Consider the following 24,942-nt stretch of genomic DNA (forward strand, 5'->3'; position numbering starts at 1 on the left):
TAGTAGATAGCCGACGGGCCGCGGGTCCACTTTCTTGCCCGGGTTGCGCGGCGACAGTTCGCGAACGCCTACAATAACCCCCCATTAAGGCGGCAGCCCCCATGACCGATCCGGTTCGCTTGGCCAAACGCGTGATTGAACAGATGCACTGCTCGCGGCGCGAAGCCGAGCTGTATATCGAGGGCGGTTGGGTGCGGGTGGATGGCGAAGTCGTCGATCTACCGCAATTCATGGTGAGCGACCAGATCGTCACCATCGATCCCGATGCGGATCTGCAACCGATCGAACCTGCCACCATCCTGCTGCACAAACCGGTCATCGCCCAGGTCGGCCCGTGGCCGGTCACCGCCACCTCGCTGGTAACACCCGACACGCGCTGGGCGGAAGATGACAGCGGTATTCGCACGCTGAAACGGCACTTCGCGGCACTGACTTCACCGCTGCCGTTGGATCAGGACGCCAGCGGCCTGTTAGTGCTCACCCAGGACGGGCGTGTGGCGAGCCGCTTGAGCGAGGACGCCGATCGGATCGAACAGGAATACATCGTTGAGGTGTCCGGCACGATCGCGCCCGATGGCCTGCAGCGATTGAGTCATGGCCTGTCATACCAAGGCCGCGCACTTCCATCGTGCAAGGTCAGCTGGCAGAACGAGACCCATCTCCGCTTCGCCATCAAATTCGTACGTTCCGGGCAGATTCGATACATGTGCGCCCAGGTCGGGTTGACGGTGGTGTCCGCCAAGCGCATTCGTATCGGTCGCATTCCGTTGCGCAAGATGGCGCCGGGCGAGTGGCGCTATTTGCCGGCGAGCGAGCGGTTCTGAACCCGGTCTCCGGCGCGCACAATCAGTACACGCCAGCCGCGGTACGTTACTGCCATGGTCAAGACCCGAGACGAGCTCAAGCTAGCCCTCGACAGTCTGCTGCTGCAGGTGCAAGGGCTATTGCGCCAGTCTGGCGACAGCGATGAGTTTTGGCCGATGTTCGCCTCCCTGGCCGATCCCATTCTCGACTCGGCCGGTCCTGATGATTTCGACTGGGCCAGTTCCCAGATCACCCATATCCTCGAGGCGAACAAGCTCACGCCGCCAGAGGCTTGATCCTCGACGGTTGTGCATCGGCGAGGTTCCTGCAAAACGACGGGGCGATCCCGGGCCTTCACGGCCGCTACACAGCAGTGCATGGCCTCCTGAATATGGACGTTCCGCGCGTTGAATTTCCTTTCGGCACCAATGCTAGATTGGCCGGCGCAACGGAGTGACACCACCACCATCACCACCAAAGGGAGATCGACCATGCAGAAGCAAGTTGCTCGTGCCGTGTTTGCCGTCTTGGCTGTATTTGCTTCGGGAGCCGCTTTTGCTGCTTCACCGTCCACCGGTCTGGGGCAAGCCTGGCCCAACACGGCGGATGTCAGCGCCCATCCGAATTTTCATGTCTATGTGTTTACGCTGGGTGGCGTCCAATACCTTCAAGTCAACGATATGAACGGTAACGTCCTGGGCGCCGTCGGCACGGCGGGCGGACAGTTCATCACGCTGCCCATTGGCCGGTTTGCGCAGCTGGTCGCCACCGAGCAGCAGCCCGCCGCCGCAACCACCAATGCCACGCCTGCCGCGGTGCCGGCTACCGTTTACAACGATGGCGCAACGGCATTGACGGCCACGCCCATGAGCGATGGCACCGTGCAACTGCGTGCCACGGTTACACGGGCGGTGTGCGATCCAGTGGATTGCAATATCAAGGCTGAGTAATCCTGACGCCCACCTCGGCGGCATCAGTCGCCGGGGTGGGTGGGGTTGAGCAACAGAACGATCAGGCGCCGCCCCTTCCGCAGCTGCCGTTCCCGCACGTGGCCCTCGAAGGTGGCCGCTCGGTCGGTGATGGCCTTGTGACCCAGCCCACTCGTGCTGCGACGCAGCCGGGGCAGTAGTTCGCCCCACTGGATGTGGGGCAAATGAACGGGATTTGCCCGCGCATCTACTTGGACCACGGCCCACATCCTCCCCCGCACGCCACATCGGACCTTCACCAGGATGTCAGAGATGTCTTGCGAGACGCAGGCTTCGGCACAGGCTTCACCGATGATTCGATAGATCGCCATGTGGATCGACTGCGTGAAAAGGCTCAGAGGCCCGCGCACATCGCACCAGAAATGAACGCCGGCTTCTGCGAGTGTTCGGGCCAAAGCGCCTTCCCGGAGCGCCGCGGACAAACCGCGCTCCCGCAGCGTCAATGGGTAGAGGCTGTCGGCGACGCGGAACAGTTGATCCTGCGTGTTTAGCGCCTTGTGGCGATAGCTGCCATCGTCACCGGCCGGCTGCGGATGACGCGACCGGCCAAGCATGGTGTGAAACGCGCTATCGATAGTCTCGCGGATTTGCTCCAACGCCTGGGCGGTCACGCGCATTTGCGCTTCACCCATGTGGACATTGCGCTGCGCCAAGGCCAGCGCGAGGTGCATGTCGGCACGCACCTTTTCCGCCCGCCGATCCAATACGGCGATACGGGCGCCGACCAGCAACATGGTCGAGATCGCCATGGCAATCAGCGTTTCAGCTTGGAGCGTCGCGTGATCGTTGCGCGCCGGCATCATCACCATGATGGCAAAGCTCGCCAACGTCCCACCTACGGCGGCGCCTTGCCAGCCGTGACGCAGGGCGAGCCAAATGACGGGCAAGAACATCGCCATTTGAGTGGCCTCTCGGGCGTGGGCGTCACGCAGTCCTATCCACACGAGAAGCGGGAGTGCAGTCGTGGCCAGGAAGGCCGCTTCAAACAGCAATCGGCTTTCAACGACCTCATACGCCCATGATCGCCAGCGGCCATGGGCCTCGATGAAAAGCTGCCGGAACGCCAGGCTGATCGGTACGACGGTCAGGATGCCCAGGAAATTGCCCAAGATCAGCCGTGCAACCAGTTCGCCGTATTGCAGCACGTACCCCGGCTGGAGTGGCGTGAGCAAGATTTGGCCGATGGTCACCGCCGTGGCCAGACTCGCAACGATGAGCGAGCACAACAGCAGCGCTGGCATGTTCACGCTATTGCGAGCGGGGAAGAGATGCCAACGCTCGCGGAACCACCACACCACGGGGATGAAGTAGCAGATGGACGGAATGAGGTTGGCCAGCGACCACAGCAATCCGAACTGGGGATAGCAGGTGATGCTGACGTAGGCGAGGCGCGCCGCGTCGCCGACGATCAATGCTGGCCAATACTTGTATCGGGTCAGCAAGAGAACGCTGAGGTGAAAGCCCGTCAGGATGATCCAGTGCGGGATAGACAGCTGCCGAAACAGAATCAATGCAGCGCAATACGTGGCGGTTATCGCTGCGTTTCGTAAAAGGGCCTTCGCCCATGGTCCATCTTGCATCGCTCCACCCCTCATGGAATCTCTGACGCCAGACCAGCTTAAAATCTAGATCAAATCGAGCCGCGTGTGAAACCCCAGTGAAGCACACGCGACAGCGCGCATGTTGGCCAGCGGCGATGTCGGAGAGGAGCGGTTCAACGAACTGTGCGCCAGGGCGCGAACGCGATTTCTCGGTGGGGTTGTGCGACAGCCGGGTGGCTGGAGGCCCTTGGCAATAAGGCGGCTAAAAAGCATTTGAGCTCAACGGCTTCCACCTCTGAGGCTCGATGCCGGGCAAATTACCGGCGGCACCCGCATCGTCGAAGCCGGCGGGTATCGGGTTTACTTTGTGATGCGCCATGGCGCCATCGTGATCCTGCTTTGTGAAGGCGACAAGAAGTCTCGGCAGGCGGATATCAAAGCGGCAAAGGCGATGGCGAAAGAGGTGTGACATGACTATCAAGCTTTCCACATTCGACCTATCTGAATTCCTCGACAGCGAGGAAGCCATTGCCGAATACATCAGCCAGGTTCTCGCCGAGGGTGACCAGGATGAGCTTTTGCGCGCGCTCGGTTACGTCGCAAAAAGCAAAGGGAATGACGCAAATCTCCGAGCAAACCGGCGTTGGGCGTGAGAGCCTTTACAAGTCGCTGCGCCCTGGCGCTAACCCGGCCTTTTCAACCGTCAGCAAGGTCATGGCCGCGCTGGGGCTGCATATCGAGGTAAAGCCCGTTACGCCGGCGAAACTGCGCAAGACCGTCAAGAAGAAGGTTGTTGTGGCGGCGCATAAGCGAAAGAAAGTTGTAAAGCTCGCGCCGTCCGCATCTCGCAAGGCGAGGGCCACCGACTGACTTCGTTTCACTCGGCGGGCAGTGAAGGGCGGAGGTGGTTAAGCAGAGTTTGGGTTTAACAACCTCCGTCCCCGAAATACCCAAAGGCAGGGCGATTTCAGGCTTCCTTCGCCAGCGCAACCGATTGGCTGCCTGGGGTGATGGCAGCATCGCGGGCGGGCTGGGGGCTGGCGCTCGTATCGCGGGACAGGGACCACTTTGCGAAGCGACGGGCCAGCCGGATCGCAGGCAGGTCGACCAGGTTCCTGAAATGCGTCGACAAGCCGAGCGACGCCACCACGGTAAGCAGCGAAGCGAGCAACGCGGCGGTCTGGTAACCCACCGGCGTGAGAAGCAGGCCGAACGACGCCAGCCCGATGCTCGACAGTACGAAGCTGTGGGTCAGGTAGAGCGAGAACGAAATGCTGCCGAGCCATGCCAGCGGCTTGCTGGAGAGTGCCGCCGATATCGTCTTGGAGTGGAGCACCAGCCAGGTGAGTAGCAACGCGCCCAGCGAAGGAAACAGGAACGACGGCTCCGCCCGGATGCGCTGCTCGGCGAGCCAAGCGGCCAAAGCCTGCAACGGTTGGTAGGACGTGCTTAGAGCGTGGAACCCGCCAAGTACCAGTGCGAAAGCCAGCAATAGGTATCTGACGACAGGCGAGGAGGGCGGTTTCGGCCACGCGTGCAGATAGGCGCCACCAAGGAAAAGCGCACTCAGCAGATAAGGCGGCTCTCCTCTCCAGACCAGTGCGCCCGCACACAGCAGTGCATAGATGCCAGCGCAACGTGAGCTGCCAAACAGCGCCATGAAGGCAAACAAGCTGATCGAGCCGATGAACTCGATGTTGATCGTCCACAGGATGTAGTTGTAGCCCTGGTGCCCGTACAGCAGCGAGCCGAACAGCGCGTCCTTCAGCGCCAGGTAGATGCGCGGGTTGATGTGATACCAGTCACCTAGGAAGTTCCTGGCATTGGGCACCACATCGGGCACCAGGCCCAGCCGCATCACCGCATAGCCGAGCATTACCGAGGCGAACACCGGTATGCCCAGTCGCGGCAGCCGCTTCACCGCCGCCTCGTCCAGCCGCGCCGCATGCGGGTGTGCGAAATACTTGCGCGTCAGCACGTAGCCGCTCATGGCGAAAAAGATAGCCACGGAAAAGGTGCCGTTGTAGAGCACCCGCAACGGGCTTTCCTGTAGCCAGGGTTCCCAGCCGGCCACCTTGTCCGCCATCACCCCCGACTGCAGGTACGGGAAAAACGCCCACGCGCAATGCGACAACACCACCACCAGCGCCGCGATGCCGCGCAAGCCTTCCAATGCCTGGTTCTTGCCGTGATGGTCCATGGGGGGGCGAAAGGATGAGGTGAAGGAGAGGCCTGCGCACAACGCACTAAGCCAGGGCAACGAAGCGGCCAGCCTGCGGCCGCTTTCGTCGAGTTCAAGCGTTGAAGTGTTGCAAGCCAGGCTGGCGCGGGCAATGGACGAAGGTCACGTTGCCCCGCGCGCCAGCACCGGGCCACCAGCCAAAAAGAAAAAGCCCCGCATCGCTGCGAGGCTCTTGAAATGGTGGCCGGGGACGGAATCGAACCGCCGACACGGGGATTTTCAATCCCCTGCTCTACCAACTGAGCTACCCGGCCAAGGGTGGACGACCGCTACGGTCATCGATACTGCGTGGAGCCGCGCATTAAACCGGATGTCGGCTTACGCGTCAAGATTCGGCGTCCGGGGCGACGTAGCCTTCGGGCTGCTTTACGTCCCCGCCGAACAGGAATTTTTCCATCTCGCCGCCCAGGAACTGGCGGGCCTTGGGGTCGAGCGGGTTGAGACGGTATTCGTTGATGAGCATGGTCTGGTGGGCCAGCCATTGCTGCCATGCGGGCTTGGAAATCTCGGCGTAGATGCGCTGGCCGAGCGGGCCGGGCCAGGGGGCGAATTCCAGGCCTTCGGCGTCGATGTCGAGCTTGGCGCAGTGAATGGTGCGACTCATCGTGGTTCCTTAAAGACTCTGCAGCAGGCTGCGTACGGGCGCGGGGAGGCCGAGTGCGGCGATCTCGCCGGTATCGCACCAGCGTAGCGAGGGATTATCGGCGATGGCGCGGTGTGCTGTCGCGTCGTCGAACAGCAGCGGCTCGATCTGCAGGCGGTAATGGCTGAAGACGTGGGTGAACGCCGTGAGCGCCTGTGCGTCGTCGATGCGCGCGAGTTGCTGCGCGGCGCGCCAGGCGTCGTCGTGGTCGCTGGCTTCGGGCAGGCTCCATAGGCCCGACCACACACCTTGCGGGCCGCGCCGTTCGAGCAGGATGCGCTTGTTCGCATCGCGTAGCACCAGCATCACGGTGGCGCGGGTGGGTATGGCCTTACCGGGCTTGGCGCTGGGCAGTTGGGCGGTGAGGCCGTCGCGATGCGCGACGCAGCCGCCGGCTAGCGGGCAGCTGTCGCATAGCGGGCGTGAGCGCACGCAGGCGGTGGCGCCCAGATCCATGATGGCCTGGGTGTAGTCGGCGACGCGTTTGGTCGGTGTGTGTTCGTCCGCGTGTTGCCACAGCACTTTCTCGACGGCGCTTTGCCCGGGATGGCCATGGATGCCGTGATAGCGGGTGAGTACGCGTTTCACGTTGCCATCGAGAATGGGGAAGCGCAGGCCGTGCGCTTGGGCGAGGATGGCGCCGGCCGTCGAACGGCCGATGCCGGGCAGGGCAGTCAGCGCTCCGACATCGCGTGGCAGTTCGCCGCCATGTTGTTCAACGCAGAGTTGCGCGGCGCGATGCAGAAAACGTGCGCGCCGGTAATAACCCAGGCCGGACCACAGCGCGAGCACGGTGTCTTCGTCCGCCGCGGCAAGGGCGCGCAAGGTCGGCAGCTTGTCGATGAAGCGCTGGAAGTACGGAATCACCGTAGTCACTTGCGTCTGCTGCAACATCACCTCCGACAGCCAGACGCGGTAGGCGTCGCGCGGATGCTGCCAGGGCAGGTCGTGGCGGCCATGGCGATCGAACCACGCCAGCAGGGCCGTGGCGAAGGCGTTCTTGGTGGCGGCGGTCATTTCGTCTTGCGTGCCGGTGCGGGCTTGGTGGTGTTTTTTGCAGGCGCGGGTGCTGGCGGGGGCAGCGGCTCGACGCCAGCTTTGATACTGAGGCCTTCGATGGTGATGCTGCCCGCTTCAATCTTCGCGATATCGGCGGTGCCGGTGCCGGGCGGTACGGCGAGACGCGGCCCTTGCGGATGGTTGAGCTGCGACCACCAGTCGGCCAGTGCCAGCGGCGGCAGGCGCAGGTCGGCGTGGTTGTCGGGGCCGTCGAGTTTCACGGCGAGCAGCAGCGGATCGATCTGGTTCGCGGGCGTGAGTATGAGCGTGGTGTTGTACGTGCCCGCGTCGGCGTGGTCGAGCTTGCCGTCGAGTTTGAGCGATGCATCGGCGGCGCCATGCCAGCGCGCCTCACCGGTAAGTTGCAGGGTGAACGTGCTGCCCTGGGAAAGATGCAGGGCGATATCGTCCAGTCGCAGGGCGTCGCTCTTGATGCGCGGGGTGGCCGAAAGTCGCAGCTGCAGCGGCGTGCCTTCCGCATCCTTCGCCGAGATGGTGAGTGGGAACGGCTGGCCCGAGATGAGGCTGCCGGCGTCGAGCGACACATCGCTGAGCAGCATCTCGTTGCCGCGCACCAGGCTGCCACGGGTGATGCGTACACCGGCGTCGATGCGTGGAATTTCTGGTGGCGTACTTTCCTGGCGCGGCGGCAGCGCCGCCAGCCAGGCCTGAAGGGCGTCGAGGTCTACGCGGGGCGAGTCGATTTCCAGTCGCGAAATCGCCGTTTCATTGCCGAGCAACGCGCGCCATGGCAACTGCAGGCGACCGCGAGCGGCGAGCAGGATCGGCATGCTCGCGCCCTTCGCACTCAAGGTGAGCCCCTGCAGTTCGAGCGCGGGGCGCGGGAACAATGTAGGACTGGCTGGGCTGGCGAGGTTGAGGTCCAACCCGGCCTGGCCAGCCTGCGATTGCAGCATCGCAGTGAAGCGGCTGGGCTGCAGCAGCAGATAGAGCGAGATCACCGCAGTGATGATCATGACGAGCGCGACACTGCCAGCGCTCCACAGGCTGATGCGTAGCCAGCGTGGCATCGCGCTAGCTCCGTTGTCGCTGCGGGCGGCGCTCAGCCATGGCCGATGTTGGCTGGCAGCAGGCCGTCGACATAGGCCTCCGCGTCGAACACGCGCAGGTCGGTAGCGGTTTCACCCAGGCCGACATAGCGGATCGGCAACCCGAATTCGCGCGCCAGCGCGAACACCACGCCGCCCTTGGCCGTGCCGTCGAGCTTGGTGACGACCAGGCCGGTGACGCCGACGATCTGGCGGAACTGGCGTACCTGGCTCACTGCGTTCTGGCCCGTGGTGCCGTCGATCACCATCAACACTTCATGAGGCGCTTCGGCGTCGAGCTTCTTCATCACGCGGGCAATCTTGCCCAGCTCATCCATCAGGCCGCCCTGTGTGTGCAGGCGGCCGGCGGTGTCGGCGATCAACACGTCGGCGCTGCGCGAGCGCGCGGCCTGCAGGGCGTCGTAGATCACGCTGGCGGAATCGGCGTCCTGGCCCTGCGAGATCACCGGCACGTTGTTGCGCGCACCCCAGGTCTTGAGCTGCTCCACCGCAGCGGCGCGGAAGGTATCGCCCGCTGCCAGCATTACGTTATGGCCTTCGTCGCGGTAGCGGCGGGCGAGCTTGCCGATGGTGGTGGTCTTGCCCACACCGTTGATGCCGACGGTAAGCACCACGAAGGGTTGGTGGCCGGTCACCTTCAGCGGCTGCTGCACGGGCACCAGCAACGTCACCAGCGATTGGCGCAGTGCATTCAGCAGGGCGCCGGCATCTGCGAACTCGCGCTTGTGCATGCGCTTGCGCAGGTCTTCCACCAGCATCGTGCTGGCTTCGACGCCTACATCGGCGGTGATCAGCGTGGTTTCCAGCTCGTCGAGAAGGTCATCGTCGAGCTTGGGGTGACGTATAAACAGTGAGGAGAGGCCGCGAGCGAACGCGCTGCCGGAGAGACGCTCGCGCCAGCTGCGCTTGGCCGGGGCGGCTTCAGCAGGCGGGACTTCGAAAGGACTTTCCTCGCCCGGCGCTTCGGCCGGTGGCGTGGCTTCGGACAGCGCTTCGCTCAAGGTGGTGGCGGCGTTGTCCAGGGAGGTGGCATCGGCCTCGTGCGGAATCGCCGCTGCCGGGGCGGATTCCGTTGCAGTCGGAGCGGCGGCGGGCTGCCCCGAAGTCGTTTCAGCGGGCTTCTTCTTCCAGAACTTGAGCATTGCGGCAGCGATTCAAAGACAATGGTGCGCATGCTAACACCCCCACCTGCACTGGCCGCTGAGCCAAGACGTCCCGTATGAGCACCGGCTCTGGTCGCATCCGCATCATCGGCGGCCATCTGCGCAACTCCCGCCTCGACGTGCCTGACCTGCCCGGTCTGCGGCCCACCGCGGAGCGGGTGCGCGAGACCTTGTTCAACTGGCTGGCGCCCGTGATCGTCGGCGAGAGCTGCCTGGACCTGTGCGCTGGTACTGGCGCACTCGGCATCGAAGCGTTGTCGCGCGGCGCGGCGCGGGTGCAATTTGTGGAACGCGATCCGAAGGCAGTGCAGGCGCTCCGCGACAACCTGGCCAGGCTCAAGGTGACGACTGGCCAAGTGGTTACGGCCGACGCTGGCGCGTTCCTGCAAGGGCCGGCGCAGCCGCATGGTCTGGTGTTTCTCGATCCGCCGTTTGCGCTTGACCTGTGGGCTTCGCTGGCGCGACGGCTGGAGCAGGGCGGATGGCTCACCCCGGCAGCGTGGATCTACGTGGAATCGCCGCGCGGCAACGCGCCGGCATTGCCGGAAAACTGGCAGCCGCACCGCGAAGGGCAGGCCGGTGAAGTGCGCTATGCGCTCTATCGCCGGGTTCCGCTAAGCTAACGCTCCTTTTCTTTGCCGCAGCCGACAAGCCTCGTGAACAAGCCGCCGGTCAATACGCGCCTTGCCGTCTACCCAGGCACCTTCGATCCCATCACCAACGGTCATGCCGACTTGGTCGCGCGCGCCGCGCCGCTGTTCGAGCGCATCGTGGTGGCGGTGGCCGATAGTCCGAACAAGGGGCGCGGTCCGGGCTTCAGCCTCAATGAGCGCATCGCCCTGGCGCGGTTGGCGTTGGCCGATCTGCGCAACGTAGAAGTGCGCGGCTTCGATTGCCTGCTGGCGGATTTCGTCAGCGAGATCGGCGCCGGTGTGATCATCCGCGGCCTGCGCGCGGTGTCGGATTTTGAATACGAATTCCAGCTGGCCAGCATGAACCGCCATCTGATTCCGCGGGTCGAGACGCTGTTCCTCACCCCGGCCGAGCAGTACAGCTTCATCTCCTCCTCGTTGGTGCGCGAGATCGGCCGCCTGGGCGGCGACATCTCCGGCTTCGTGCATCCGGCCGTGCAACAGGCCATGCGACAGCGCCGCCAGTAGTCCCGGCACCGCCGCGATCGGCGGCGTCTAAGAGCCTTTCGTGTAGTGAGACCCAGGCTCGGTCGTGTATGCTCGCCGCCATCCTGCGGACAGGACAGGCATGGCCGCTGCGCGGGGCGCACGCAGGCTTTGCAGGGTCTCGTCTTCCGGGGGATCCGTGTCCAGACTCCACCACTCAGGGTGACCACTATGTACAAGTACGCACTCATCGCCGCCATCGCCCTTACCGGCTCGCTGGCCCTCACCGGCTGCGGCAACAACGGCGACGAAAGCGCCAAGCAGACCACCGCGCAGGTCGCCCAGCTCGCCAAGCCGACCGATCCGAACGACGGCAAGGCGTGGAACGCCTACCTCGGTCAGATCGTGCAGAAGAACATGCAGGGCATGACCGCTGACCGCCCCTTCCCGTACCTGGTGAACGCCGGTGATACCGAGGAAGACCAGGCCAAGCGCCAGCGTCAGCTCGAAAACGTGCAGGACACCGTCGCCCGCGGCGTACTGCCCGGCAACATGCTGGTGTTTGCCGGTCCGGATTCCACCAAGACCGGCGACCTGATCATTGCCGCCTTCAAGGACGCCAAGCCGGGTTCCTTCAAGGACGTGATCGTGCTCTTCATCGGCGACAAAGCCGACCAGGAGCGCGTCACCAGCGCGCTGCAGCCGACCGGCGCCAACGTGCGCTTTGTGGCGATGTAAGCCACGCGTAGCGATGTCGATAAGGCCCGCGATGCGTGAGCGTCGCGGGCTTTTTCTTTTGGGGTTTCTGGGGAGGGGTAAGCCCTTGCGGCAACCTCTCCCGCAAAGCCTTTGCCCACCCCATTCCCACCACTTTGTGCGCCGCAGCATGCGGCGCCACCATGTACACTCGCCCAATGTCCCTGAAAATCCTCGACACCTGCGTCAACTGCGACGTTTGCGAACCGGTTTGTCCGAACAAGGCCATCTCGCTCGGCGAGGAGTACTACGTGATCGACCCCGCGTTATGCACGGAATGCATTGGGCATCATGACGAACCGCAGTGCATCGAGGTGTGCCCGGTCGAATGCATCATCGTCGACCCCGAGCACACCGAAACGCACGATCAACTCGAACTCAAATACCGCCAGTTGATGAAAGAGGGGTAGCGCCCTTTCTGGATATCATGCTGCCTATCTGGAATAGATCAGAGGATCCCTGCGCATGAGGTTTTGGTTGAAGTGGCCGGCGCTGAACGGTCGCGCTCTGTTGCTCGGTCTGTTGCTCGCAAGCAGCGCTGCCTACGCCGACGATCCCCGCACACAAACCGCTACGCACAAAGGTCCGGTCGCCCTGCGCGGGCCGGGTCGCGCCGCGATCGCCAGTGCTAATTTCCACGCCACCGAAGCCGGCTTCGAAGTGCTCGCCAAGGGCGGCAACGCCTTCGACGCCGCAGTAGCCGTGGCTTCCACGTTGTCGGTGGTCGAGCCAGAAAGCTCTGGCATCGGCGGCGGTTTCATGGCGGTGTTGCATCGCGCCTGGGACGGCAAGGATTTCTTCATCGACGCGCGTGAGACCGCGCCGGCCGCGGTGAACGTCAAGGACTACCTCAACAAGGACGGCACGCCCAATCGCGACACCGCGCTCAACGGACCGCTCTCGGCCGGCATTCCCGGTCAGCCGGCCGGCCTGGTGTGGTTGTCCAAGCACTACGGCAAGCTGCCGCTGCAGGCGTCGCTGGCGCCGGCCATCCGTATTGCACGCGATGGCTTCGAGCCGGACAGCCGTCTGATCAACGCCATCACCGAACGTCAGAAAGACATCAATCGCTGGCCAGCCGCCGCCGCCAAATTCCTGCCGGGCGGCAAGCCACCCGTGGCGGGGGCGACTTGGCGCGATCCCGATCAGGCCCGCACGCTGGAGCTGCTCGGCGAGAAGGGCTTCGACGGTTTCTATCGCGGCGAGACCGCACAGAAGTTGGTCTCAGCCGTGCGCGCGGCCGGCGGCAACTGGATCGCAAAGGACCTGGAAAGCTATCAGGTGAAGGAGCGCGAGCCGATCACGGTGAACTACCGCGGCTACCGCATCGTCACCGCGCCTCCGCCGTCCTCGGGCGGTGTGGCCGTGGCGGAGATCCTCAACATCCTGTCCGGTTTCGACCTGACCAAAATGGATGCCGCGCACCGCACGCATCTGATCATCGAAGCCATGCGCCGCTCATTCCGCGATCACAACGATTACCTCGGCGATCCCGATTTCGTGAAGATGCCGCTGGACATGCTGCTGTCGCCTTACTACGCCGACGGCCTGCGCCAGACCATCCTGATGGATAAGGCCACGCCGTCTTCGATGCTGCCCTCCAGCGCCGGTGCTGAGCCCGGCATGCACACCACGCATTTCTCCATTGTCGACGGCGAAGGCAACATCGCCTCGATCACGCTGACGGTGAACTATCTGCTCGGCTCCACCTTTGTGGCGCAGGGTACCGGCGTGCTGCTCAACGACGAGATGGACGACTTCGCGCTGGTGCCGAACAAGCCCAACGTCTACGGTCTGCTCGGCAGCAAGGCGAACGCGCCGGAGCCGGGCAAACGCATGCTGTCGTCGATGACACCGAGCATCGTGTTCGGCGCCGATCGTATCGGCGTGATCGGTTCGCCCGGCGGCTCCACCATCATCACCCAGGTACTGGAAGGCATCCTGGCTTTCATCGATGGCAAGAATGCGCTGGGCATCGCCGGTCAAAAGCGCTTCCATCACCAGTTCATGCCGGACCGCGTGGACATGGAAGACGGCGTGTTCGACCAGGCCACCGCCGACGAACTCACCCGCATGGGCCATACACTCAAGCCGCGCGAACCGTGGGGCTATATGAATGTGGTGACTTGGGATCTGAAGACCGGCACGCTCGATGCGGCCAGCGATCCGCGTCGTCCGTCGGGTTTAGGCAAGGTGCAATAAGAGGTCATCCATGCAGCTATGGTCGATCATCGGTAACTCCCAACAGCTCGACGGCGGCGCCATGTTCGGCAATGCGCCGAAAGCGCTCTGGTCCCGCTGGATCACGCCGGACGCGCAGAACCGCATTCCGCTCGCCTGTCGCTGCCTGTTGGTGAAAGACCTCGACGGCCGCAATGTGTTGTTCGAAACCGGCATCGGTGCGTTCTTCGAACCCTCGTTGCGCGAGCGCTACGGCGTGGTGGAAGACCGTCATGTGCTGCTCGAATCGCTGGCGGCCGCCGGTCTTTCGCACGAGCACATCGACGTGGTGGTGTTGTCGCACCTGCACTTCGATCATGCCGGCGGTCTGCTGGCGGCGTGGCAGGAAGGCCAGTCGCCGCGTCTGCTGTTTCCCAAGGCGACGTACGTTGTCGGTGCCGAGCATTGGCGCCGCGCGGAACATCCGCATCCGCGCGACCGCGCTTCCTTCATCCCCGAGTTGCAACAGCTGCTGGTAGACAGCGGCCGGCTGGAGCTGGTCGAAGGCGAGCATTCGAAGGTGCTCGGCGACGCGGTGCGCTTCAGCTATTCGGACGGCCATACGCCCGGACTGATGCTGGCCGAAGTCGGCGGCGTGGTGTTCTGCGCCGACTTGATCCCCGGCCGCTTTTGGGTGCATCTGCCGATCACCATGGGCTATGACCGCTGGCCGGAGAAACTGATCGACGAGAAGCGTGCCTTCCTCGACGACAAGCTGGCCCGCGACATCCATCTGTTCTTCACCCACGATCACGACTGTGCGCTGGCTCGCGTCACGCGCGACGAGCGCGGCCGTTACGGCACCGCTGACGAGCAGCGCGAACTGGCCGGATGGGTGCACCCATGAGTCGGGGGAGCGGGCTGCGACAGCTGGCTTTCGGCGTTGCAGGCAGCTTGCTGGTGTTGGCCGGCGTGGGCCTGGTCGCGATGACCGAGCAGGCGGCGATCCAGCATCGCGTGGCGGCCGACCGGCACGGAGGCCAGGTGCTGGATATCGCCCCGGACAGTCAGCCGGAAGCGGGGCAGCATGGCTACATGGTGCGCGTGAGCAGCGCGATCAATGTGGTGGAGGCGCCGCACGACGCTGAGTTCAACCAGCATGTGAAGACGCCCGTATTGATCCGCCACGTGGAGATGTTCCAGTGGCGCGAGGTGCGCATCGGTTCCGAGGTGCACTACGAGCAGGACTGGGTGGATCGCCCGCTCGATGCCAACCGTTTTGAGCACCCCGCCGGGCATGCCAACCCCGGCGCCTTTCCGGTCAAGGGCAAACAGTTCGATGCCGGGCTGACCAAGGTCGGCGGCTTCGCGCTGTCGCCAGTGTTGCTGCACGCCTTGCCGGGCAGTGATCGGATCGAGCCGGACACAAAGTCGTTGCCCACCAATCTGGCGGCGAGCTTTTCGCGCCATGGAGATTACCTCTCCACCAGCGCCAACCCTAACCATCCGCGCCTGGGCGATCTGCGTGTGAGTTGGGAAGCCGTGCCGCTCCAGGTGGTCACGGTTTTCGCGCGACTGGACGGCGATCAACTGGTGCCGGCCAGCGAGGCTGCCGACGGCAAGGGCTACGACGTGCAGGTCGGCGACCGCCGTCTTGTCGATGTGCTACCGGACGTGCCGGAGCCGCCCGTATTCGCCATGCCGCGACGCGTGCTGGCGGTGCTGCTGGCGACGCTCGGGGCGCTGTTGCTGTTGCGGGATCGGTTGCCGATGCCGGGCGCTGCGCCGATTTCTCTGGGGGCAGGGTTGTTGCTCATCGGGGCGGTGGCTGGGGTGATGTGGCTGGGGAATGATTTGCAGGCGAGTGCTTATTGGTTCGTGCTCGCGGTGCTTGGTCTCGCAGTTGCGGTGTGGCGCTTGCACGCTCGCACTGAGTGACGGCTCCCTCTCCCCTCCGGGGAGAGGGTTGGGGGGAGGGGCGGGTGCTCGCGATAACACTCCCTACTTCGTCACCCCGGAGCAGGCCGGGGTCCAGCGGCGGTGACGTTCGATGTTCGCGTTGTCGCGACCTGGCTCGCCTGCCGCGGGCTTCCGTTCTCCTGCCGGAGGCCGGGTCACTTTCTCTTGCTTGCCCAAGAGAAAGTAACCAAAGAGAAGGGCACCCCGGTTCCGCGCCCTCCGGCTTCGCCTGCGGGTCCGTGAGGTCTGGCCGGGCTGACATGGGGACACGACGTCCCTGTCGTGTCGATGCCCCCTTCGGGGCCTGATCGTCCAGCCCTCACCTCTGCACAGGGGGCCCATGTACGGCTCGCTGACGCATCGCTTTGCTCTTGCTCCCTCTCCCCATCGGGGAGAGGGTTGGGGTGAGGGGTGGGCGCTCGGGATGGCGTTTCTAGAGCATCACTGCGACAGCGCGCGTAAGCCAAAAAGCACAGTCGAACTACGTAGCCTTATAGCCATCAATTCGGCCGCTGCTCCGCAAACGAATACACATGGTCGGCCCAGCGGAGTGCTTCGAGGTAGGCGGTGGCCATGCGGCGGATTTGCTGGGGCTGGATGTCGCCGCTGCGCAGTTCTCCGGCTTCCCACTGCTGAACTTGTTCCAGCAGCGGCGCGAACGGCCCCTGCTGCTCAAGCAGGGCACTGCGGATATCGGGTGCCAGTGGCAGGTGCTGCAACAGCAACGCCATCGGCGCGCACATCAGGCTTTCCAGCAGCGAGAACAGGCCGGTGGTGAAGGCCATCTCGCGTTGTTCGCGCGGCATGCTCTGGGCGAGTTGTTCGCACATGTGCGCGCGAATCAGGGCGGCGCGCAGCAGTTCCGGCGGACGGTCGTCCATGCCGGTCAGCGTCATGGTGCTGATCCAGTTACGCATGCGCGTGAGGCCGAAGAAGATCGCCGCCTGCTCCACCGACTTCAACTGGCGGGGCAGCGCGAAATACGCGGAGTTCACGCAGCTCAGCAATTTGTAGCTGAGGATGACGTCATTGCGGATGACCTGGCCCAGTTCGACCGGGCCGGTAGCCTCTTCTTCCAGCGCGCGCAGCAGGCGCAGCACGCTCAGCCGGTTTGCGCTGAGCACGGCCACGTCGACCTTTTCCGGGCGAAGCAGGTAGCGGCCCTGGATGGCGTGGAACGGCAGTGCCTGGCAGCGATGCCAGGTGTCGTGATCCTCGACGTTGCCGGCGATCACCTGCAGACCACGCGCATGCAGCATTTCGCAGCGTTCACGCAGGGCGTCGGGAGCGAGCTTGCTGGCATCGATGCGTACAAAGCGCACCAGGGTCAGCAAAGCGGAGAGCGCCACGCGCGATTCACCCGCGTCGATGTCCATGTCGCCCAGATCGAGCAGCAGGCTGCCACCGCGTTGCGCGACCTGCTGCAGGCTCTCCATCAGCGGCGGGTCGAGGGCGGCGGACAGCTCCACGATCACGCCGAGCCGGCGATGGTGCTGCAGCACGTCCGCCCTTTTGAGCAACAGCTCGCGCGAAAAGCGCAGGAACGCATAGTTGTCGCGCACCATCCGGGTAATCGCACCGTCGGCGATGGTAGCGAGCACGCGCTGCATCAGCGTGGCTTCGTCGTCGACGTCGTGATTGAAGATCAGCTCGTAGGCGACCAGTTGGCGTTCGCGATCCAGCATGGGGATACGCACCACCGGTAATGGGGCTTCGCCAAGAACGATCTGTGACTGTTCGCTGGAGACCATAGAGGCTGCAATTTCACTCATATCGATCACAGTGCGTGGCTGATTTTCGCGGCCAGCGCGTGGCGCTGGGGCTGGGGTCATCGGGTCTGGGGTGATGCGGAGCGGGGTAATGAGGGGCGGGGGCGTCAGGACGGCTGTCGCCGCCCTTTGCAGTTAGCTGGTGTGGAGGGCTCAGGCTTGCGCCAGTGGTTGCGAACGTTGTGGCGAATGGAGCAAGCCGGCGGGATCGTAGACAGGCTCGTCGCGCTCACCGGTCAGCGCGGACAGAGCTCGCCGAACCTGCGCCAGGCGCTGGTTGACCAGGCCGCCATTGCGCTGATTGTGCAAGCGACACTTTTCAAGCGACTGCAGCACCTGCGTCCATGCCGGCTTGAGCCTGTCGGCGGCCTGCGGTGCGGCGTTGCTCAGCTGCACCCGCTCCGCGTCCAACCGATCGAGCTTGCGCATCTGGATCAGCTTGGTTGCACCGGCGCGATCGAGCGCGGGCGTGTCGGCATGTTCCAGTGCTTGATGCTCCTCGCCCAGCGTCGCCACCAGCGCATCGACCGTTTCGCGCATCTCCGCGAGGGTAGCTGCCAGTGCTTCGCTGAGCTCGGATGACATCGGCTTGTTCATGCCTTGCCGTCGATCTTGCCTTCGAGGGAGATCAGGCCGTCGGCGATCTTGCTGGCGTTGACGCGGTAGCTGCCGTCCGCCAGCGACTGGCGAATCTGTTCCACGCGCTTGGCGTCGAACGAGCTGCTACCGCCGCCGCGTGCTGCCTGCAAGGCGCGAGCGGATTCGGTCAGCTGCACGCGGTCGCCGCTGACGACGGGCGCTGCCGTGGCTTCGCTGCCCGTGGTCTGGCCCGCGCCGGCCGTGCCGGTGCTGGTCTGGCCGTTCTGCGGCTGCGGAAGCGCCGGAAGACCTTTGGATGTGATGGTGGTGTTCATGGGGTTCGTGTCTCGGAAGGTGCCGACTCTGTGAAGGTATTTGGCCCTGTGATCAAAGCTATCGGCGTTAGATCGGCAAACTTGAGAGCCAGGGATAGATCAGAGCATCCCTTGCAGAGGGTAATGTCGCGTGGGTGTCTCAAGGAAGCGCCTCCACCTGGCCTGCGGTAACCACCACGGCGTCGACCACCTTGCCCGAGCTGCCGTTGCGAACGCGAAGGCGGGCGCCGGTATCGCCGCCACCCAGGGCCACGCCGTCGGCACGGACCTCGATGCCGTCCAGCCGGGCCAGCATCTGCACGCTGTCGCCAGGGCGCACCAGTTGGCGGCCGGTAAACGTGGCGGGGGTCAGTACGCTGCCTGCGGGCAATGGCCGGGCGAGCGAACGGCCGCTTGCCTCTGCCACGTTGTCCAGGTAGCCGTAGCCGAGCCGGGCGATGTCGCGCTCTTCGGCACGCACGTCAGTAACGGCCAGGCCGTCGCCGCGCAGCAGAGGGCGGGTGGTCACCAATACCTGACGATAAATTTCCAGGCGCACCACCACGCGTGCCGTCCAGCCGCCCGGCACGGGACAGTGCAACTGCACACTGAGGCGAGATGTGGGTTGGGTGCGCGTGGGGAGTTGTGCTTGTGCCGCCGCCGGGCAGGGCGCCAGATGCAGGTGCGTGTCCAGGGCCTCGACGGAGGCAACGACACGCGTGCCTGGTTGTTCGTAGCGCTGGCGCACGGCCCGCTCGGCAAGTGAGCGCCACTCAGCGCCCGCATCATCGGCCGGCGCCGCGGTGGCGCCGGCGCTGAGCAGGGCCAGCGCCAACCAAGGGGCCACGCATGAGCGCATCAGTCCTCACTCGCCAACAGCAGGGCGAGCTGGACACCGATCGACTCGCGCTCGCTGTCCACCCGCGGTGGCAAGTGCGAGGCCTGATCGATCAATCCATCGCAGAGCAAGCCCACAAAGGTGTTGCCTTGTTCGCCAAGCCGCACGCCCACGTCCAGCAGCGTTTGCGCCGCAGGATGTCCGGGATGTTGCGCGGCCAGGCGCTGCAGCGAGCGGTTCAGCGTGCTGGTATCGAACCAGCGGCGGTCCAATGACGTAGGTTCGCGCAGCGCAAGGTCCATGGCTTGTCGGATGCCTTGCACGGTTTCGCGCACGGTGAGGCTGAGGCTGGCAATGTCCTCGCCGCTCTCATGCTCCAGCCAGCCCAGGCTGAGGCGATGGGCGAGCACGGCGGCGCGCTGTACGCCTTCGCTCTGGCGGCGGGTCTCCAGCATGCGCCGCTGCAGGGCGCCAAGCGCGGCTTGCGAGGCCGCGGCACGGACCTGCTGCGTGTCCAGTCCTTCCTGCAGAGTGGTAACGCGCTCGCTAGCCGTGCGCAGCGCATCGGTGCCGCGGCGCAACGAGCCTTCCGTCTGGGTGATGCCGTTCTGCGCGCGCTCCAGGCGCTGCAGTCCATGCTGCACGTCGCCGTCCAGTTGCACGGAGAACTCGCCGATCGATCCGGTGACGGCTTCGATCTCGGCGGTGGCCTGTGTGGTCTTCTCGGCAAGCTGCTTCACTTCGTCCGCCACCACCGCGAAACCGCGGCCGGCTTCACCCGCTCGCGCGGCTTCGATGGCGGCGTTCAGCGCCACCAGGTTGGTCTGGTGCGCGATCTCCTGCACCGTGGCGGTGAGCTTGCGGATCTGCGCCACCTGCTCGGCCAACTTGCTCTGGTTGCGATTCATGGCCGACAACGCCGTACGCAACAGGCGCAACTGACCGTCCAGTTCGCTGACGGTCGCCTCGCTCAGTTCGCCGGCGGAGCGGGCGGTGCCCAGGCCGCTGGCGGCCTGCATCAGCGCCGTCGAAATCCCGGCGCCGCCCTCCGTCAAGCGACCGACGCCGTCACGGCTCTCGTGAATCGCCTGTTCGAGCGCCTGCTGTTCGCGTCCCAGCGTCTGCGCCGCGCCCAGCAGCAGGCTCTGTTGCTCGATCGCCTGCAAGGCCACGGAGGCCGGCGCACGTGGTTCGATGCGCGCCAGCAATGGCGTCAGGGCCAAGGCCACGCGAGGATGGCGGCGCGACAACAGATCGAGCTGGGCGACGTCGCCGTTTGCTGCGGCCTGTGCCAAGGCGGCGAGATGCTGGCTCCAGATGAGACTCATGGATGTGGCGATTCCTGGATGAAGTGGATGACCGCAGATCGTCGGATGCTTCGAAAACTTGAGGAAGCAAGGGCTGTGCCATAAGCGAATGGCGAGCAAAAGCGAGGTTGCGATGCCCTGGCCGTTCCCCGCTAAAGCTCCCCTCCCCATCCGCCGATACCCCTCGGGTGCCGTCCATACGACGGCGAGATCTCGAGGAAGCGAAATGGCAGGGGCGTTGCTGGAGAGTGTTGAGCGCTATACCCGTCTGGCCGGCCACAACCGGGTAGCAATGATGTTGTTCCGCCTGGGCGATGCGCAGCTCTTCGGTATCAACGTATTCAAAGTGCGCGAAGTGCTGCGCCGACCGCCGCTGGAGCGCCTGCCCGAGGCGCATCCGCTTTTGGCGGGCTGCTGCGACTACCGCGGCCAGACCATTCCGGTCATTGATCTCGCCGCTGCGCTGGGCTATCCCTCATTGCTTGGCGAACCGACGGCGCACCTGATGGTCACCGAGTTCAATCGTACGGTGCAGGGTTTCCTGGTGGCCGATCTGCAGCGCATCGTGCATTGCGAAGGCGAATCACTGGCGGCGCCCAGCGCGGCGCTGGGTTTCGGCGCCCGCGTGAATGCGGTGACCCGTGTCGATGGCGCGCTGCTGGCGATCATCGATGTGGAGCATGTGCTGGCCAGCATCGAGGGCGCACCTGAAGAGCTATCCGAGCGTGTGCAGCAGGCAGCACAGCTGCATGCCCTGTCTTCGCACCGAGTCATGGTGGTCGATGATTCACAGCTCGCGCGCGGACGCATCATCGGTTTGTTCAAGCAGATGGGTATCGATTGCGTGGTTGCACAAGACGGCCGTGAGGCGCTGGAACGGCTGCACGAACTGGCGGAGGCGTCGCCCGACGAGGGTGTGCGCCTGGTGGTGTCGGATATCGAGATGCCGCGTATGGACGGCTATGCGTTGACGCGTGCGATTCGAGAGGCGCCTGAGTTGCGGGGGTTGAAGGTGTTGCTGCATAGCTCGCTGAGTGGGGTGTTCAATACGGCGATGGTGGAGGAGGTCGGCGCCGATCGCTTCGTCGCTAAGTTTCAGCCGGATGTGTTGGCGCAGGCTGTGCTGGACTTGTTGCCAGCCTGACGCTTCTGCATCTACTCCCTCTCCCCCGTTTACAAGTTGTGGACGGGGGAGAGGGTTGGGGTGAGGGGTGGGTGCTCGCGATACCGCTCCCTACTTCGTCATTCCGGCGTAGGCCGGAATCCAGTGGCGTTGTCGCTTCGACTATCGCGTTATCGCATTCTGGTCGCCTTCGGCGTGTTCCGTCCTCCTGCCGGAGGCCGGGTCACTTTCTCTTGCTTGCCCAAGAGAAAGTAACCAAAGAGAAGGGCACCCCGGTTCCGCGCTCTCCGGGCTTCGCCCTCCGAGTCCGTGAGGACTGGCCGGGCTTTTCGACACGACATCCCTGTCGTGTCGAAAAGGCATGGGCATCCTTGCCCATGCCCCTGCGGGCCTGATCGTCCAGCCCTCACCGCTGCACAGGGGACCCCGAACATCAAGAGCAAGAGCTGAAGAGCAAGGGCGCGCCCCTGTAGGAGCCCACCTTGTGGGCGACCGTTGTGGCGTCGCGCTCTATAGGGTTGTCGCGCACAGGGTGCGCTCCTACTGTCTCGTGTTCGCGCGACAGAATGCCGTCCATCGGCGCGTCGGGATTTTGTCTTTCATCGTTGCGCGCTTCTTTCTCCATGCCGCAAAACCAGCTGCCATGCGCTTTCCGAGGCGTGGCACGCTAATTGCTGATGTGCTCCTGCGGTCAACACCGCATGGAGCGACAGCGATGAGTATTAGCAACGACAACTTGTTCGGCGTGCATACGCAGGCACTTGGCTTGTGGCAGCGGCGTGCTGAGGTGCTGGCGAGCAATCTGGCGAATGCGGATACGCCGGGTTATCTCGCGCGCGATGTCGATTTTCGTACGGCGCTGGCGCATGCCGGTGGTAGCGACGGCGACAAGCTGGCGCTTGCCACACCTAGCGCGGGCCAGATCGATCCTGCGGCGCAGGGCGCGGCTCAGGCGAATGAGCAGCTTGCGTATCGCGTGCCGATGCAGCCGAGCATGGACGGCAATACCGTGGATGCGCAGGTGGAGCAATCGAGCTTCGCGCAGAACGGTGTGCACTATCAGGCGAGTCTCTCTTTCATCACCGCGCAGATCCGCATGATGCGAACGGCGATTACCGGAACGTCGAGCTGATGAGTCTCTCCAAGATTTTCGATGTGGCAGGTTCGGGCATGGCGGCGCAGTCACTGCGCTTGAATACGGTAGCCAGCAACTTGGCGAACGCGGAGAGCGTGGCCTCCAGTCCCGAGTCGGCGTATCGCGCCAAAGAGCCGTTGTTCGCGGCTGTGCAGCGTTCGCTTGCCGGTCAGGCGAGTAGCGAGCAGGGCGCCACGGCGTCGGTGCAGGTGAAGGGCGTTACCGAGAGCGATGCCACGATTCCGAGCCGCTACGAGCCAGGCAATCCCATGGCCGATGGCAATGGTTATGTCTATGCCAGCAACGTCAATCCCGTGGACGAGCTGGTCAACATGATTTCCGCCTCGCGTTCGTATCAGAACAACGTCGAGGTGATGAACACCGCGAAACAGCTGATGTTGAAAACCCTCGAGCTCGGCAAGTGAGCCCAGAGTGACTAAGTCATGAGGAGCAAGCCGTGAGCACGATTCCAAGTACGAACAACACCAGTAACAGCAGTTCGGGCACTGGCTCGTCGGTCAATTCGGCCATGTCCAAGAGCATGAGTCAGGCCGATTTCCTGAAGTTGATGACGACCCAGCTGCAGGCGCAGGACCCGACTCATCCGGTGGACAACTCGCAGTTCGCCTCGCAGATGGCGCAGTTCAGCCAGCTGTCGGCGACACAGGATCTGCTGACCTCGATCAATGCCTTGAGCACCAGCGTCAACAACGCGATGCAGACCTCGCAGGTACTGAATTCATCGAACCTGATCAATCGCTCGGTGATGGTGCCTTCCACCAGCGTCGGCTACAGCGGTACTGCGCTCACCGGTGCGGCCAACGTGGTCAGCGCGGGTGCCGTGACGGTGCAGGTGAAGGATGCCAGCGGCAATGTGGTGCGCACGCTGCCGCTGGGCAACCAGGGAGCAGGGCTGGCCCAGTTCACCTGGGACGGCAAGGACGATAACGGCAACACGGTGGCGACCGGCAATTACACGCTCAGTGCCAGCAGCGGTGGCGCCAAGCTCGATACCTATGTGTCCGGCAAGGTCACCGGTGTCGGTTACGGCGGCGGCTCGCTGGGTACCTATCTGCAAGTGGCTGGTGTGGGCGGCGTCGCGCTCAGCCAGGTGGCCCAGATTCTCTGAACCCTTCTCACGAGGAACCGAAATGGCACTGAACACAGCGCTCAGCGGCATCAATGCTGCCCAGTCCGATCTCAACGTCATCGCCAACAACATCTCCAACGCGAACACCACCGGCTTCAAGGGGTCGCGCGCCGAGTTCAAGGACATCTACGCCGTCACCGGCCTCAACCTCAACTCCACCGCCATCGGTAGCGGCACGCGTTTGCAGGATGTGGCGCAGCAGTTCACTCAGGGCGACATCGAAACCACCAACAACAGTCTGGATCTGGCGGTGAGCGGCAATGGCTTCTTCACCATCAACAACGGCAATGGCGTGACCTACACGCGCGCCGGCAATTTTCATCAGGACAACAACGGCTACGTGGTCACCAACTCGGGTGCCCGCCTGCAGGTTTATCCGCCCAATGGCATTGGTGGTTTCGACGGCAGCACGCTGACCGACCTGCGCCTGGTTACCGCGCAGAGCAGCGCGACCGCTACCAGCAAAATCACCATGACCTCGAACCTGCCGTCGAGCGCGACGATACCGCCCACCGCGCCGTTCAACCCTACCGATGCGACCAGCTACAACCAGGCGCAGCCGGTGACGGTGTACGACTCGCAGGGCGGCTCGCACCAGGCCACCCTCTACTACGTAAAGACCGCGACCAACACCTGGAACGCGAACCTCTACGTCGACGGCCAAAGCGCCGGTACACAGCCGATGACGTTCGACACCAGCGGCAAACTGGCCACGCCGGCTAGCGGCAACCTCACTTTCACGCCGGTGGCGCTGGGCAACGGTTCCAATCCGTTGGCGCTCACGGTGAACATGACCAACACCACCCAGTTCGGTACCGATTACGCCGCCGGCACCATCGCGCAGAACGGCTTCGAGGCCGGCACGCTGTCGAAGATCGACATCAACAACAAGGGCGTGGTCACCGCCTATTACTCCAACAACCAGAGCACGCAGATCGGTCAGCTCGCGATCGCGAACTTCGCCAACTTGCAGGGCCTGCGTCAGGTCGGCGATACCACCTGGGCGGCCAGCACCGATTCGGGCGTGCCGGTGATGGGCACCGCCGGTGCCGGCCAGTTCGGCACCATCCAGGCGGGTGCGCTGGAGTCGTCCAACACCTCCGACACCACCGCGCAGCTGGTCAATATGATCAAGGCGCAGCGCGACTACCAGGCCAACGCGCAGGTGCTGTCCACCGACAACACGCTGGCGTCGGCGTTGTTCACCGCCGTCTCGCGCTGAT

At 64.1% G+C, this 24,942-nt stretch carries 29 protein-coding genes and 1 tRNA gene; 17 read left to right on the forward strand and 13 right to left on the reverse strand.

The genetic code is table 11. The features are described from left to right. The first annotated feature begins 101 nt into the window (after positions 1–101). The 3 genes from OUZ45_RS16530 (at position 102) to OUZ45_RS16540 (ending at position 1,754) form a co-directional block, all read left to right on the forward strand. Positions 102–824, forward strand: coding sequence for an rRNA pseudouridine synthase (locus tag OUZ45_RS16530; protein WP_266171258.1), 723 nt, complete (start codon positions 102–104; stop codon positions 822–824). 54 nt (positions 825–878) lie between these two features. Then, positions 879–1,100, forward strand: a complete 222-nt coding sequence (locus tag OUZ45_RS16535) for a hypothetical protein (protein ID WP_266171259.1) — start codon at positions 879–881, stop codon at positions 1,098–1,100. A gap of 195 nt (positions 1,101–1,295) precedes the next feature. Next, positions 1,296–1,754 carry a hypothetical protein gene (locus OUZ45_RS16540; protein WP_266171260.1) on the forward strand — a complete coding sequence of 153 codons (459 nt, stop codon included), beginning with the start codon at positions 1,296–1,298 and terminating at the stop codon, positions 1,752–1,754. 23 nt (positions 1,755–1,777) lie between these two features. Here OUZ45_RS16540 and OUZ45_RS16545 read toward each other — a convergent pair whose 3' ends face one another. Beyond that, positions 1,778–3,388, reverse strand: coding sequence for an MASE1 domain-containing protein (locus OUZ45_RS16545; protein ID WP_323137573.1), 1,611 nt, complete (start codon positions 3,386–3,388; stop codon positions 1,778–1,780). A 208-nt stretch (positions 3,389–3,596) separates the two neighbouring features. Continuing rightward, positions 3,597–3,806 (reverse strand): hypothetical protein, encoded by a 210-nt coding sequence (locus OUZ45_RS16550; RefSeq protein ID WP_266171262.1) that lies wholly within the window; start codon positions 3,804–3,806, stop codon positions 3,597–3,599. Here OUZ45_RS16550 and OUZ45_RS16555 point away from each other — a divergent pair. Together OUZ45_RS16555 and OUZ45_RS16560 are read left to right on the forward strand one after the other, a co-directional pair. Then, on the forward strand, positions 3,805–3,987 hold the full coding sequence (locus OUZ45_RS16555) for a helix-turn-helix domain-containing transcriptional regulator (RefSeq protein ID WP_266171263.1): 183 nt from the start codon (positions 3,805–3,807) through the stop codon (positions 3,985–3,987). The two genes, OUZ45_RS16550 and OUZ45_RS16555, sit on opposite strands and share 2 nt — an antisense overlap. Next, positions 3,950–4,204: an addiction module antidote protein gene (locus OUZ45_RS16560; protein WP_266171264.1), complete on the forward strand. Its 255-nt coding sequence runs from the start codon at positions 3,950–3,952 to the stop codon at positions 4,202–4,204. The genes OUZ45_RS16555 and OUZ45_RS16560 overlap by 38 nt, the downstream gene beginning before the upstream one ends. Positions 4,205–4,301: 97 nt before the next feature. Here the strand turns inward: OUZ45_RS16560 and OUZ45_RS16565 are convergent, their stop codons facing one another. The 6 genes from OUZ45_RS16565 to ftsY all read right to left on the reverse strand — a co-directional run bounded on the left by OUZ45_RS16565 (position 4,302) and on the right by ftsY (position 9,490). After that, positions 4,302–5,534 (reverse strand): acyltransferase family protein, encoded by a 1,233-nt coding sequence (locus OUZ45_RS16565; protein WP_266171265.1) that lies wholly within the window; start codon positions 5,532–5,534, stop codon positions 4,302–4,304. Positions 5,535–5,754: 220 nt separating this feature from the next. After that, positions 5,755–5,830 (reverse strand) — tRNA-Phe (locus tag OUZ45_RS16570). A 71-nt stretch (positions 5,831–5,901) separates the two neighbouring features. Beyond that, positions 5,902–6,180: an oxidative damage protection protein gene (locus OUZ45_RS16575; protein ID WP_266171266.1), complete on the reverse strand. Its 279-nt coding sequence runs from the start codon at positions 6,178–6,180 to the stop codon at positions 5,902–5,904. Positions 6,181–6,189: 9 nt separating this feature from the next. Beyond that, complete coding sequence (gene mutY, locus OUZ45_RS16580) at positions 6,190–7,236, reverse strand: A/G-specific adenine glycosylase (RefSeq protein ID WP_266171267.1); 1,047 nt, start codon at positions 7,234–7,236, stop codon at positions 6,190–6,192. Continuing rightward, positions 7,233–8,309: an AsmA family protein gene (locus OUZ45_RS16585; protein ID WP_266171268.1), complete on the reverse strand. Its 1,077-nt coding sequence runs from the start codon at positions 8,307–8,309 to the stop codon at positions 7,233–7,235. The genes mutY and OUZ45_RS16585 overlap by 4 nt, the downstream gene beginning before the upstream one ends. 32 nt (positions 8,310–8,341) lie before the next feature. Beyond that, positions 8,342–9,490 (reverse strand): signal recognition particle-docking protein FtsY, encoded by a 1,149-nt coding sequence (gene ftsY, locus OUZ45_RS16590; RefSeq protein WP_266171269.1) that lies wholly within the window; start codon positions 9,488–9,490, stop codon positions 8,342–8,344. Positions 9,491–9,567: 77 nt separating this feature from the next. On the opposite strand from ftsY, the gene rsmD reads away from it, so the two are divergent. The 7 genes from rsmD to OUZ45_RS16625 all read left to right on the forward strand — a co-directional run bounded on the left by rsmD (position 9,568) and on the right by OUZ45_RS16625 (position 15,483). Further along, complete coding sequence (gene rsmD / locus OUZ45_RS16595; RefSeq protein WP_266171270.1) at positions 9,568–10,134, forward strand: 16S rRNA (guanine(966)-N(2))-methyltransferase RsmD; 567 nt, start codon at positions 9,568–9,570, stop codon at positions 10,132–10,134. A 33-nt stretch (positions 10,135–10,167) separates the two neighbouring features. Then, positions 10,168–10,671, forward strand: coding sequence for a pantetheine-phosphate adenylyltransferase (gene coaD, locus OUZ45_RS16600; RefSeq protein WP_266171271.1), 504 nt, complete (start codon positions 10,168–10,170; stop codon positions 10,669–10,671). A gap of 189 nt (positions 10,672–10,860) precedes the next feature. After that, on the forward strand, positions 10,861–11,367 hold the full coding sequence (locus tag OUZ45_RS16605) for a hypothetical protein (RefSeq protein WP_266171272.1): 507 nt from the start codon (positions 10,861–10,863) through the stop codon (positions 11,365–11,367). Between the two features lie 176 nt (positions 11,368–11,543). Next, entirely contained in the window at positions 11,544–11,795 is a 252-nt protein-coding gene (locus tag OUZ45_RS16610) for a YfhL family 4Fe-4S dicluster ferredoxin (protein ID WP_266171341.1), read from the forward strand. Positions 11,796–11,850: 55 nt separating this feature from the next. Then, on the forward strand, positions 11,851–13,587 hold the full coding sequence (ggt, locus tag OUZ45_RS16615) for a gamma-glutamyltransferase (protein WP_266171273.1): 1,737 nt from the start codon (positions 11,851–11,853) through the stop codon (positions 13,585–13,587). A 10-nt stretch (positions 13,588–13,597) separates the two neighbouring features. Continuing rightward, on the forward strand, positions 13,598–14,452 hold the full coding sequence (locus OUZ45_RS16620) for an MBL fold metallo-hydrolase (protein WP_266171274.1): 855 nt from the start codon (positions 13,598–13,600) through the stop codon (positions 14,450–14,452). Then, complete coding sequence (locus OUZ45_RS16625; RefSeq protein ID WP_266171275.1) at positions 14,449–15,483, forward strand: TMEM43 family protein; 1,035 nt, start codon at positions 14,449–14,451, stop codon at positions 15,481–15,483. The genes OUZ45_RS16620 and OUZ45_RS16625 overlap by 4 nt, the downstream gene beginning before the upstream one ends. Positions 15,484–16,004: 521 nt before the next feature. On the opposite strand, the gene OUZ45_RS16630 is transcribed toward OUZ45_RS16625, so the two are convergent. From OUZ45_RS16630 to OUZ45_RS16650, 5 genes are all read right to left on the reverse strand, one after another. Then, positions 16,005–17,276 (reverse strand): EAL and HDOD domain-containing protein, encoded by a 1,272-nt coding sequence (locus tag OUZ45_RS16630; protein ID WP_266171276.1) that lies wholly within the window; start codon positions 17,274–17,276, stop codon positions 16,005–16,007. Between the two features lie 150 nt (positions 17,277–17,426). Continuing rightward, on the reverse strand, positions 17,427–17,858 hold the full coding sequence (locus OUZ45_RS16635; RefSeq protein ID WP_266171277.1) for a flagella synthesis protein FlgN: 432 nt from the start codon (positions 17,856–17,858) through the stop codon (positions 17,427–17,429). Positions 17,859–17,866: 8 nt separating this feature from the next. Continuing rightward, positions 17,867–18,187 carry a flagellar biosynthesis anti-sigma factor FlgM gene (gene flgM / locus OUZ45_RS16640; RefSeq protein WP_266171278.1) on the reverse strand — a complete coding sequence of 107 codons (321 nt, stop codon included), beginning with the start codon at positions 18,185–18,187 and terminating at the stop codon, positions 17,867–17,869. A 139-nt stretch (positions 18,188–18,326) separates the two neighbouring features. Beyond that, positions 18,327–19,025 (reverse strand): flagellar basal body P-ring formation chaperone FlgA, encoded by a 699-nt coding sequence (gene flgA / locus OUZ45_RS16645; protein WP_266171279.1) that lies wholly within the window; start codon positions 19,023–19,025, stop codon positions 18,327–18,329. Next, positions 19,025–20,332 carry a methyl-accepting chemotaxis protein gene (locus tag OUZ45_RS16650; protein ID WP_266171280.1) on the reverse strand — a complete coding sequence of 436 codons (1,308 nt, stop codon included), beginning with the start codon at positions 20,330–20,332 and terminating at the stop codon, positions 19,025–19,027. Before OUZ45_RS16650 ends, flgA begins: the two co-directional genes overlap by 1 nt. Positions 20,333–20,537: 205 nt before the next feature. On the opposite strand from OUZ45_RS16650, the gene OUZ45_RS16655 reads away from it, so the two are divergent. The 5 genes from OUZ45_RS16655 (at position 20,538) to flgE (ending at position 24,941) form a co-directional block, all read left to right on the forward strand. Beyond that, positions 20,538–21,455, forward strand: a complete 918-nt coding sequence (locus tag OUZ45_RS16655; protein WP_266171281.1) for a chemotaxis protein — start codon at positions 20,538–20,540, stop codon at positions 21,453–21,455. A gap of 694 nt (positions 21,456–22,149) precedes the next feature. Next, entirely contained in the window at positions 22,150–22,566 is a 417-nt protein-coding gene (gene flgB, locus OUZ45_RS16660; RefSeq protein ID WP_266171282.1) for a flagellar basal body rod protein FlgB, read from the forward strand. Then, positions 22,566–22,994, forward strand: coding sequence for a flagellar basal body rod protein FlgC (gene flgC / locus OUZ45_RS16665; protein WP_266171283.1), 429 nt, complete (start codon positions 22,566–22,568; stop codon positions 22,992–22,994). Before flgB ends, flgC begins: the two co-directional genes overlap by 1 nt. A 32-nt stretch (positions 22,995–23,026) precedes the next feature. Beyond that, positions 23,027–23,698, forward strand: coding sequence for a flagellar hook assembly protein FlgD (locus tag OUZ45_RS16670; RefSeq protein ID WP_266171284.1), 672 nt, complete (start codon positions 23,027–23,029; stop codon positions 23,696–23,698). Positions 23,699–23,720: 22 nt separating this feature from the next. Beyond that, positions 23,721–24,941: a flagellar hook protein FlgE gene (gene flgE, locus OUZ45_RS16675; protein ID WP_266171285.1), complete on the forward strand. Its 1,221-nt coding sequence runs from the start codon at positions 23,721–23,723 to the stop codon at positions 24,939–24,941. The last annotated feature ends 1 nt before the right edge of the window (position 24,942 follow it).

The sequence above is a fragment of the Dyella subtropica genome (genome assembly GCF_026283965.1).
Lineage (GTDB): Bacteria > Pseudomonadota > Gammaproteobacteria > Xanthomonadales > Rhodanobacteraceae > Dyella_D > Dyella_D subtropica.